This window comes from Actinomycetospora sp. (assembly GCF_055612215.1).
The window spans coordinates 1-10,378 of the sequence record NZ_JBVPVA010000099.1 but is presented as its reverse complement, the minus strand read 5'-3'; the positions used below and the strand labels follow the sequence as shown (position 1 = coordinate 10,378).

General features: G+C 76.3%; 10 protein-coding genes and 1 pseudogene. 4 read left to right on the top strand and 7 right to left on the bottom strand.

The window, feature by feature from the left end:
* On the top strand, window positions 1–1,264 hold a 1,264-nt coding region (locus AC0CYZ_RS02350; protein WP_472211971.1), incomplete at its 5' end, for a putative bifunctional diguanylate cyclase/phosphodiesterase.
* Window positions 1,265–1,277: 13 nt separating this feature from the next.
* On the opposite strand, the gene mftE is transcribed toward AC0CYZ_RS02350, so the two are convergent.
* The 7 genes from mftE to mftA all read right to left on the bottom strand — a co-directional run bounded on the left by mftE (window position 1,278) and on the right by mftA (window position 8,463).
* A complete protein-coding gene (mftE, locus tag AC0CYZ_RS02345) occupies window positions 1,278–1,952 on the bottom strand; it encodes a mycofactocin biosynthesis peptidyl-dipeptidase MftE (protein WP_472211969.1) in 675 nt (224 codons plus the stop codon).
* A 12-nt stretch (window positions 1,953–1,964) separates the two neighbouring features.
* A complete protein-coding gene (locus AC0CYZ_RS02340; RefSeq protein ID WP_472211967.1) occupies window positions 1,965–2,792 on the bottom strand; it encodes an ArsR/SmtB family transcription factor in 828 nt (275 codons plus the stop codon).
* 52 nt (window positions 2,793–2,844) lie between these two features.
* Window positions 2,845–4,749, bottom strand: coding sequence for an oxidoreductase (locus AC0CYZ_RS02335; RefSeq protein WP_472211965.1), 1,905 nt, complete (start codon window positions 4,747–4,749; stop codon window positions 2,845–2,847).
* Entirely contained in the window at window positions 4,746–6,734 is a 1,989-nt protein-coding gene (locus tag AC0CYZ_RS02330) for an oxidoreductase (protein ID WP_472211963.1), read from the bottom strand. Before AC0CYZ_RS02330 ends, AC0CYZ_RS02335 begins: the two co-directional genes overlap by 4 nt.
* Before the next feature lie 83 nt (window positions 6,735–6,817).
* Window positions 6,818–8,038: a mycofactocin radical SAM maturase gene (gene mftC / locus AC0CYZ_RS02325; protein ID WP_472211961.1), complete on the bottom strand. Its 1,221-nt coding sequence runs from the start codon at window positions 8,036–8,038 to the stop codon at window positions 6,818–6,820.
* A gap of 15 nt (window positions 8,039–8,053) precedes the next feature.
* A complete protein-coding gene (gene mftB, locus AC0CYZ_RS02320) occupies window positions 8,054–8,371 on the bottom strand; it encodes a mycofactocin biosynthesis chaperone MftB (RefSeq protein ID WP_472211959.1) in 318 nt (105 codons plus the stop codon).
* The gene (gene mftA, locus AC0CYZ_RS02315; protein WP_472211957.1) at window positions 8,371–8,463 is read right to left on the bottom strand and encodes a mycofactocin precursor MftA; all 93 of its coding nucleotides are present in this window, start codon (window positions 8,461–8,463) and stop codon (window positions 8,371–8,373) included. Before mftA ends, mftB begins: the two co-directional genes overlap by 1 nt.
* 178 nt (window positions 8,464–8,641) lie before the next feature.
* On the opposite strand from mftA, the gene AC0CYZ_RS02310 reads away from it, so the two are divergent.
* The 3 genes and pseudogenes from AC0CYZ_RS02310 to AC0CYZ_RS02300 form a co-directional block, all read left to right on the top strand.
* Window positions 8,642–9,232, top strand: a complete 591-nt coding sequence (locus AC0CYZ_RS02310; protein ID WP_472211955.1) for an acyl-CoA-like ligand-binding transcription factor — start codon at window positions 8,642–8,644, stop codon at window positions 9,230–9,232.
* A gap of 8 nt (window positions 9,233–9,240) precedes the next feature.
* Entirely contained in the window at window positions 9,241–9,624 is a 384-nt protein-coding gene (locus AC0CYZ_RS02305; RefSeq protein ID WP_472211953.1) for a GntR family transcriptional regulator, read from the top strand.
* Window positions 9,625–9,922: 298 nt separating this feature from the next.
* Window positions 9,923–10,378 (top strand): annotated as a pseudogene (locus tag AC0CYZ_RS02300) (hypothetical protein); the annotation flags it as partial.

The following is a 10,378-nucleotide window of genomic DNA, read 5'->3' as shown; positions in this document are numbered from 1 at the left end:
GGCCCGGCACGGTCAGGGATCCACGCAGCCCGGGCCGGTCGTCCTGGTCCTCGACCTCGACGACTTCAAGACCGTCAACGACGGCCTGGGGCACGCGGCCGGCGACGAGCTCCTGCGGATCATCGGCGCCCGGATCCGGCGCGCCGTGCGTGCGGCGGACCTGTGCGCGCGCCTCGGCGGCGACGAGTTCGCCGTGCTGGTCGACGACGACACGCGGGGCGGGACGGTCGCCGAGCGTCTGGTGCAGGTCATCGCCTCCCCGGTCGACCTCGGCGGACGGCACACCCAGGTCGGGGTGAGCATCGGCCTCGCTCCCGCGACCCCGGGCATCACGGTGGAGCAGCTCGTGCAGCGGGCCGACATCGCGATGTACGCGGCGAAGGCGAAGGGCAAGAACCGGGTCCAGGTCTTCGACGCCGACCTGCTCCGGGCCGACGCCCAGGCCGCACTGGAGTCCGAGCTGCGGACCGCCGTCGACACCGGCCAGTTCGTCGTCCACTACCAGCCCGTGGTCGCCCTCGACGACGGTCGCCCGATCGCGGTCGAGGCCCTCGTGCGCTGGGACCACCCGACCCGCGGCCTGCTCCTGCCCGACGCCTTCATCTCGACCGCCGAGCGGACCGGGGCGATCCGGGGCATCGGGAGCCTCGTACTGCGTCTCGCCTGCGCCGACGTCGCGGCCCTGGACGCGGTCACCGCCGAGCCGCTCGCGCTGCACGTGAACCTGTCCGCCGCGCAGCTGACCGACCCCGGCTTCCTGCCCGGGGTCCGGGCCTGCCTGGCCGACCACGACCTCGCGCCGCACCGGCTGGTCTTCGAGATCACCGAGTCGGTGGTCCTCGACACCCCGGCGGTGCGGGCCGGCCTCGACGAACTGACCGGCGACATCGGGGTCACGCTCGCCATCGACGACTTCGGCACCGGCTACTCGGCGCTCACCACGCTGCGCACGCTGCCCCTGGATCTCGTGAAGATCGACCGCTCGTTCGTCGCGGGCTGCCCGACGAACACCGCGGACCGGACCGTCGTCGAGGCCGTCGTGCACATGGCGCGGCAGCTCGGGCTGAGCACCGTCGCCGAGGGCGTCGAGCGGCCCGAGCAACAGGAGTTCCTCCGCGCCGTCGGGGTGGGCGCCGCGCAGGGCTTCCTGCACCTGCGCCCCGCGCCGCTGGAGGCGCTGAGCTGCTGGTTGCGCGGTCGCACGCCCGCGGTCCCGGGCGACGGGGCCTCGGTCACCGCGCTGCGCAGCGCCCGGACCGGGTGAGCCGCCGGCGGTCTCAGCCCAGCCGCCCCCGCTCGTCGACGCGCCAGTCGGCCAGCGCGTCCCGCAGCGCCGCGGCCATCACCGCGACCGTCTCCGCGCCTTCCCCGGCGCTCGCCCCGTCCGGGTCGCCCAGCACGCCGTTCGGGCTGACCGCGGCCACCGAGCCGGCCCGGATGGCGGGCATGAGCTCGGCGAGCGGGGCGGTGTTGCCCGCGGCGGCGAGGTCGGTCCGGACGTCGTCGGGGGCCAGCGCGAGCATCACCGAGGTCTCGTGCCGCCCGGCGTGCGCGTCCGCGCCCGGCACCCCGCACGAGTGCCACCCGACGTCGCGCCCCTCGGCCCGCAGCAGCGTCGTCGCGGTGACGAGCGCCGGGAGGTTGCCGCCGTGCCCGTTGACGAAGCACAGCCGCGCCGCCCACCGGCAGGCCGACCGCCCGATCTCGACGAGCACCGCCGCCAGCACCTCGGTGCCGATCGACACGGTGCCCGGGAAGGACTCGTGCTCCCCCGAGGCGCCGAACGCGACCGGAGGCGTCACCGGCAGCCCGGTCCGCCCGGCCACCGTCGCCGCGACCGTCGAGTCGGTGCCCAGGGGCAGGTGCGGGCCGTGCTGCTCGAGCGCGCCGACCGGGACCAGCAGCAGGTCGGTGCCGGCACAGTCGGCGGCACGGACGCGGGAGACCTCCACCCGCGCAGCGTGTCAGCCGCGCCCGGCCACCACCTCGCCGGTCTCGAGCAGCGACTTGAGGTTGGACAGGATGCCGGGCCAGCCGCCGGCGATCCCGGCGAGCATCTCGCTGCCGGGGACGAAGCCGTCGTGGGTGACCGTGAGCTTCACGGCGTTGTCGAGGACCTGCTCGATCTCGAAGGTCACCCGCGAGACCGGCTCCTGTCGCAGCTCCGCCAGCTTCTCGTCCGACCAGCCGAACATCTCCTGCATCTCGGGCTGGTAGGTGTGCCAGGTGTAGGCCAACCGGCGCGGCGGGTCGGCCTCGAGGACGTGCTGGTCCCAGTCGTGCGAGGGCTCGCCGCTCATGCTCCAGCGCACCGGCGAGCCCACCCGCCAGTCGGAGTCCGGGCCGCCGCCGTCGAAGTAGCGGCGGATGAACGCGGGCGTCGTCAGCGCCTCCCACAGCTTCTCGGGCGTGGTGCGGATGTAGCTGACGTAGACGAAGGCGGTGGCCGCCGGGTACGTCGTCTCGGCCGTCTCGGGCACGGGGTCCTCCAGGGCTCGTCTGAGGTCGGTGAGGGCGTCCACCCGCGCCCGGTGGTAGCGACGGATCCAGCGGTCCCCGACGTCGGCCAGCGGCGCCGGGTTGAGGTGGTGGTGGCGTTCCCGGCCCCGGCGCACCGCCGTGACCAGGCCCGCCTCCTCGAGCACCGCGAGGTGCTTGGTGACCGCCTGCCGGCTCATGGCGAGGCCCTCGGCGAGCTCCGACAACGTCCGGCCGTCGCGCTCGTACAGCGCGTCGAGCAGGTGGCGCCGCGTCGGGTCCGCGAGGGCCCGGAACACGGCGTCGTCCTCCATGACAGGCAACCCTAAGGTTGCTCTTCCGGACACGCAACCCCTGGGTTGCCCGTCAGACCTCGACCGCCGCGTCGTGCCCCTCCCGGACGGCGGCGTCGAGCCGGCGCGGCGCCACTGCGTCACCGACGCGGACCACCGGCGCGCATGCGGTGACCGGCGCCCGCGCCGCCCGCGGACCGCACGCGACGACCGCGTCCACCGCCCGGGTCTCCTCGGTGCCGGTGAGGTGGTGGAGCAGCCGCACCGTCCCCGCCCCGGCGCCCAGCACGACCGTCTCCACCTCCTGGGCGATGCCGAGCGCCGCCGCCCGCCGGGCCCAGCGCGGCCCCTCCAGCGTCGCCCCGAGGTCCCCCGCGGCGACCAGCGCCGAGGTCACCGTCGTCACCGACGCGCCCGCACGTGCCAGCACCTCCGCGGCCGAGGGCGCGGCGTGTCCGCCCGCCTCGTCGACCACCAGGACCCGCCCTCGCGGTCGCGCCCCGCCGCGCAGCACGTCCTCGACGTCGAGAACCGCCTCGCCCGCCCACGCAGGGCGCTGCGCCACGGACCCCGTCGCGTCGATGACGACGTCGGGCGCGTGCGCCGCGACCAGTGCGTCGTCGACGGTCGTCCGCAGCGTGGTGCGCACGCCGAGACCCGTGAGCTCCGCGGCCAGGTCGGCGACGAGGTGGCCCAGTTCGCCGCGCCCGGGCGCGGTCGCCCCCCAGGCCACCTGCCCGCCGAGCCGCTCGCCCGCCTCGACCAGGTGCACGTCGTGGCCGCGCCGGGCGGCGGCGACCGCGGCGGACAGGCCGGCCGGGCCGCCGCCCGCGACCAGCACCCGTCGTCGCACGCCCGGCGCGGGGAGCGGCTCGGCCTCCCGCCCGGCCCGCGGGTTCACCACGCACCCCAGGCGTCGGTTCATCCCGACCGCGGCGATGCACTCCTGGTTGCACCCGACGCAGCGCCGGACCCGCCGGCCGGTGAGCACCGCCGTCGCGAACCCGGGGTCCGCGATCTGCCCGCGCACCACGCCGACGAGGTCGCACGTCCCGGCCGCGAGGGTCGCCGCCACCTGCGCCGGCTCGGTGAACCGCCCCACCCCGACCACCGGCACCGTGGTCGCGGTCCGCAGCGCGCCCTTCACCGCGGTCGGGACCGCCGCCGCGTACCCGGCCGGCACGCCCATCGGCGGCTCGATCAGCGGCAGCGTCACGGTCGCCACCCCGACCGCGGTGTTGAGGTAGTCCACGAGGCCCTCGACGCGTCGGGCCGTCGCCGCCGCGTCGGCGGCCGTGAGCCCGCCCGCGACCCCCTCGTAGCCCTGCAGCCGCACCCCCAGGACCCGGCCCGGCCCGAGCACCGCGCGGACCGCGGCGAGGATCGCGACGAGCAGCCGCGCCGGGTCCTCGCCGTACACGTCGTCGCGGTGGTTGGTCGGCGGCGAGAGGAACTGGCGGATCACCGAGGCCTGCGAGGCCTGGACCTCGAGGCCGTCGTAGCCCCCGGCCACGACGTGCCCGGCGGTGCGGGCGAACCCGGCGACGAGGTCGTCGAGGTCGCGCGGGGTGAGGGCGCGCGGGACCTCGCGGAACATCGGGTCGGGCACCGGCGAGGGCGCGGTGACCGCCACGCCCGAGTACCGCGACGAGGACTGGCCGCCGTTGTGCCCGACCTGCGCCAGCACCACCGCGCCGTGGGCGTGGACGGCGTCGGTGAGCCGGCGCAGGCCCCCGACGATCGCCGGGTCGGTGCCGCGGATCAGCTTCTCGTAGGGGCGGTCGTGCTCGCCGGCGGAGTGCTCCTCGGTGATCACCATCGCGGCGCCCCCCGCGGCGCGGGCGGCGTAGTACGCGGCGTGCCGGTCGGTCGGCATCCCCCCGACCGCCGCGTTCGTCAGGTGGGCGGGGAAGACGATCCGGTTGCGCAGGGTCAGCGGGCCGAGGACGACCGGGTCACCGGGGCGGGGCAGGGTCACGGCGGGGTCCCGACGGCGAGGGCCGCGAGTCGCGCGGCCGCCCGCCGGCCGTCCAGCACGGCGTCGTGGACGGTGCGGGGGGCGAGCACGTCGCCCGCGAGGACCGTGCGGCCGGTGACGAGCAGCCCGTCCACCGGCTCCGCACCGGCCGGGACCGGGCCGGGGAGGCCGCGGGCGGCGTCGACGACCGCCGCGCAGGGCAGCGTCGACGGCGCGCCGGTCGCGGCGTCCCGCAGGTGCAGCACGCCGCCGGCCCAGCGCACCGGCACCGTGCGCACCACCCGGCCCACGCCGGCGGCGGCGAGCCGGGCCGCGGCCGGCACGAGGTCCCCGCCCGGCCCGAGCTCGTGCCCGACGACCGGGTCCGGGGTCACCAGCGTGACGTCCCGGCCGCGCCCGGCGAGGAGCTCGGCGACGCCGACCCCTGTGGCGTCCCCGACCGGGTCGAGCACCACGACGGGCCCGGGCGGCGGGTCGACCCCGGCGAGCACGGCCGCCGCGCGGGCCGTCGGGGCCGCGGGCAACGACGGGTCGCGGTCGAGGCCGCCGGTCGCCCACAGCGTCGGGAGCGCCGTGTCGTCGGTGGTGACCGCGTCCGACGTCCGCACCACGACGCCGAGCTGCGCCAGCTCGGCCCGCCACCAGGCGACGAGGTCGGCGTAGCGACCCCGGCCGGGCAGCCGCGCCACCACCCGCAGCGCGCCGCCGAGCTCGTCGTCGCGCTCGTGGAGCACGACGCGGTAGCCGGCCGCCGCGAGCACCCGCGCACCCTCCAGCCCGGCGGGTCCGCCCCCGACGACGCGGACGTCGCGCGGCCCCGCGGGCACGGGCGGCACGGGCGGCACGGGCGGCACCGCGAAGGCCTCCTCGACGGGCGCGACGCTGCAGGAGACGGCGACGTTGCGGCCGTCGCGCACGCGGCACCGTTCGTTGGTCAGCACGCACGGCCGGGGGGCGCGCCCGGCGCGCGCCGTCGCCACGAGGTCCGGGTCGGCGACGAGCGCGCGGGTCATCTCGACGAGGTCGGCGGTGCCGTCCGCCAGTGCCACCTCCGCCTCCGCCGGCTCGACGACGCCGCCCGCGAGGACCACGGCCGTCCCCGCCGGGGCCGCCCGCCGCAACGCCGCCGCGAGGGGCCGACCGTGGCCGCGCGGGGTGTGGGCGTCCGGGCGCGTGGCGCCGACCGCGAGCCCGCTCCCCTGCACCCCGACGACGTAGTCGACCCCGGCGGGGACGCGCACGGTCGCCGGGGTCAGGCCCGCCCACGGCGCGAGCTCGTCGACGGCGAGGCGCAGGCCGACGACGCCGTCGGTGCCGACGGCCGCGCGCACCGCCGCGAGGGTCTCGCGCAGCAGCAGGTCCCGCTCGGCGCCCCAGCGGTCGGTGCGGTGGTTGGTGAGCGGGGACAGGAACTGGCGCAGCAGGGCGTACTGGCCGGCCTGGATCTCGACGCCGTCCAGCCCCGCGTCGCGCGCCGCACCGGCGGCCGTCGCGAACCCGGCGACGACCGCGGCGATCGCCGCGTCGTCCATCGCGACCGGCACCTCGCGGGTCACGGGGTCGGGCACGGCCGACGGCGCCCAGAGCGGGCGCCGGTGGTGGGCGGAGCTGCCCTGGCCGCCCGCGTGGCCGAGCCCGGCGAGCACGAGGGTCCCGTGCGCGCGGCACGCCCGGCCGATCGCCGCCCACCCCGGGGCGGCGGCGGCATCGGCGGCGCGCGGGGCGCGTTCGTAGGGCCGGTCGGAGTCGTGCACCGAGGCGACCTCGGTGACGATCACCCCAGCACCGCCGGCGGCCCGGCGGGCGTAGTAGGTGACGTGGTCGGCGGAGAAGCCGCCCGGGCGCGCCGGGTCCGCGAGGTCGGTCGCGTGCGGGCCGAACAGCACCCGCGAGGGCACCACGCGCCCGGCGAGGAGTCCCGAAGTGGTCAGTACAGCGGGACGCTCATCCGGGCCTCGAGGGACCGGGGCGGTCGTGGTCCTCACGCGGCGACCCCGGTGCTCACGGGGCGACCCCGGTGCCGCGGGTCGGGCGCACACGGCACCGGGGGCCGATCAGGGGAACCGGCTCAGGTGACCCGCACCCCGGCCGGGAGCCGGCGACCCTCGCCCGCGAGGGGGTCGGAGTCACACGCCTTGTCCGGGCGGCGCACCGAGAGGGTGAGCGGCACCGGGCCGCCGTCCTTGCGCTCGCCGCGGGCCTTCCTGTGCGAGTGGTCCAGCGACGGCTTCGGGATGACGGTGTCCATCTCGAGCGTCGCCAGCGCCGTCTCCCCGTTGCCGAGGACGCACTCCGGGTCGGGGCCGTCGAGGGGCAGGCCGGTGAAGAACTTCGCCGCCATGCAGCCGCCCTGGCAGGCGTCGTAGTGCGAGCACTTCGTGCACGCCCCGCCCGACTGCGGCCCGCGGAGCTCGGCGAACAGCTCCGAGTGCTGCCAGACCTCCTGGAAGCCGCCGTCGCCGCGGACGTTGCCGGCGAGGAACTGGTCGTGGATCGCGAACGGGCACGCGTACACGTCGCCGACCGGGTCGATCAGGCACACCACGCGACCCGCGCCGCACAGGTTGAGCCCCGGGAGCTCCTGCCCGTACGCCGAGAGGTGGAAGAACGAGTCGCCGGTGAGGACGTCCTCGCCGCGGGCCACCAGCCAGTCGTAGAGCTGGCGCTGCTGGGCCTGCGTCGGGTGCAGCTCGTCCCAGGAGTCGGCGCCGCGGCCGGACGGGCGCAGGCGGGTGATCCGCAGCTGGGCGCCGTAGCGGTCGGCGATCGCCTTGAAGTCGTCGAGCTGGTCGACGTTCTGCCGCGTCACCACCACGCTGATCTTGAACTGCCCGAACCCGGCCTCGTACAGGTTCTCCATCGCGCGGATGGCCGTGTCGTAGGAGCCGGGCCCGCGGACGTGGTCGTTGACCTCCGCCGTCGCACCGTCGAGGGAGATCTGCACGTCGACGTAGTCGGTCGCCGCGAGCTGCGCCGCCCGGGCCTTGTCCAGCTTCACGCCGTTGGTGGAGAACTTGACCCCGACGTCGTGGGCGATCGCGTAGTCCAGCAGCTCCCAGAAGTCGCTGCGCACGGTCGGCTCGCCGCCGCCGATGTTGACGTAGAAGACCTGCATGCGCTGGAGCTCGTCGATGACGGCCTTGGCCTCGTCGGTCGAGAGCTCGTTCGGGTCGCGCCGCCCGGAGCTGGACAGGCAGTGCACGCAGGACAGGTTGCAGGCGTAGGTGAGCTCCCAGGTCAGGCAGATCGGGGAGGTCAGGCCGTGGGTGAAGTGCTCGACGAGCTTCATGTGGTGGCTCTCCCTCTACCGGGGCGTGATCGTGCCCGACTGCGCCAGCCCGGCGAGGGCGCGCAGGTACTGGTCGCGTTCGGTCTCGGTGACCCCCGCGTCGGCGAGCGCGCCGTGCACGTCCTCGTGGTGCTCCAGCGCCTGCACGACGTGGACCAGCGGCTTCGTCTTGAGGAAGGACAGTCGGCGGGTGTGGAAGTCGTAGACGAGGGCGCCGAACGACTCCGGGCGCACCGAGACCGACGAGGAGAGCCGGTACGGGAGGGCCGGGTCGAAGGCGCCGGCCGGGGAGGACACGGTCTCGGTGTCCTCCCCGACCGGAGCCGCGGTCATCAGTAGACGCCGCACATGCCGTCGATCGAGACCTCCTCGACGAGGGTCTCCTCGACGAGCGGGGTCTCCTGGTCAGCGATGGGGTCGGCCATGGCTACCTCCTGGGCTGGACACCTCGGGCGAGGCAGACGCTAGGCGGCACTCGGTGCCATTCGCCCCGACGGCGTGGGCAGGAGACCCCGACCGATCGGCGGGGGCGTGATCGCGATCTCGTTTGCTACGCGCGCGGTTCCGGTGCCGCTCCGACCACGCGCGGGGGACACTGTCGGGGTGACCTCCGCCACCACCCGCACCGTGCGGGCCCGGCGCCTCGAGGCCGCCGCCCTGGAGCTGTTCGCGGTCCGGGGGTTCGACGCGGTCACCGTCGACGACCTCGCGGCCGCCGGCGGCGTCGGGCGCCGCACGTTCTTCCGGTACTTCCCGACGAAGCTCGACGTCGTCCTCGGCGAGCTGGACGACGCCCTCGCCGGCCTGGTCGCGACGCTGCGGACGGTGCCCCCGGGGTTCGACCCGGTCAGCGCGTGCCGCGCGGCGTTCCTGCAGGTCAACGCGTACGCCGACGACGACGTGCCGGTGCTGCGCCGCCGCCTGCGGCTGATCGAGACGGTGCCCGAGGTGTCCGCGCGCGCCGGCGTCCGCTACGCCGCGTGGGAGCGGGCCGTCGCTCTCGACGCCGCCGCCCGGTGGGACTGCGCCCCGGGGGAGCTCCGCCCGCAGGTGTTCGCCCGCGTCGTCGTGGCCGCCATGCGCGGCGTGTTCACGACGTGGCTCGACGTGCCCGCCGGCGACGGGGCCCGGTTGCGGGCGCTCGTCGGCGAGGCGTTCGACGACCTCGGGCGCGGGTTCGCCGGGCCGGGATGATGGCCGGCGTGACCGACCCGGTGTCGCTGATCGACGTGGACCCCGACTCGCCCGTCGCCCCCTACGAGCAGGTGCGGGCGTCGGTGACCTCGCTGGTGCGCGCCGGCCGACTGACGCCGCACACCCGCCTGCCGGCCGTGCGCCGGCTCGCGGTCGACCTCGGGCTCGCGGCCAACACCGTCGCCCGCGCGTACCGGGAGCTCGAGGCGGCGGGCGTCGTGGAGACCCGCGGCCGGCTCGGGACGTTCGTGGTGGACCCGGCGGCGTCGTCCGGGCCGGGCCGTGACGAGGCCCGGGAGGCGGCCCGGGAGTACGCCGCCCGCATGCGGGAGCTGGGCGTCCCGGCGGAGCGGGCCGTCGACCTCGCGCGGGCGGCCCTCGCCGACGGCTGAGGTGTCCGGGGTCCGTCCGTTCCGGCCCGGCGTCCCCCTCGTCGGTGATCGACGGGCACATGGAGGGATCAACCCCCGTGGTGCACCCCGCCAAGTGCCCGGTGATCACTCGCGAGGGGCGTTCTGGCAGAGGCCGCCTGCCCGGGTCCGCCGCCACCGGTGATCAACGGGCACCTGGAGGGCTCCAGCACTGTGGACCGTCCCTCCAGGTGCCCGGTGATCACGGCCCGGTGGCCCAACCCCGGACCTCGTCTCCGCACGAGGGAACCGATCGGAGGCGAACGCCCTCCAAGTCGACGTGGAGACGCCGACCCGATGGACCCGGGTACCGTTCCGAGGTTCGCTCGCGGTCGAGCTCGGCCTGCTCACCAAGGACCGGCTCCGCGGACCCGATTTCGTCCGCCTCCACCGCGACGTCTACGTCGGGGCCGAGACCGAGCGCGACATCCGCGTGCGCGTGCAGGCCCTGTGCACCTGGAGTCGGGGCCGCGGAATCGTCGCCGGGCCGCTGGCCGCGCTCGCCTACGACGTCGATTGTCCGTGGGACGAGCCCGAGATCCTCCTGACCGAGCATTGTCGGCTGCCGCCCGACGACGTCGTAGTCCGCACCCACCGGCTCGGGCCCGATGAGACCGCCGAGAGTTTCGGCTGCCCCATCACCTCACCGGTGCGCACCGCGTTCGACCTCGCTCGTCGGAAGCCGCTCACGGAGGCCGTCGCGGCCGTGGACGCCCTCGCCCACGCCTGTGGGTTC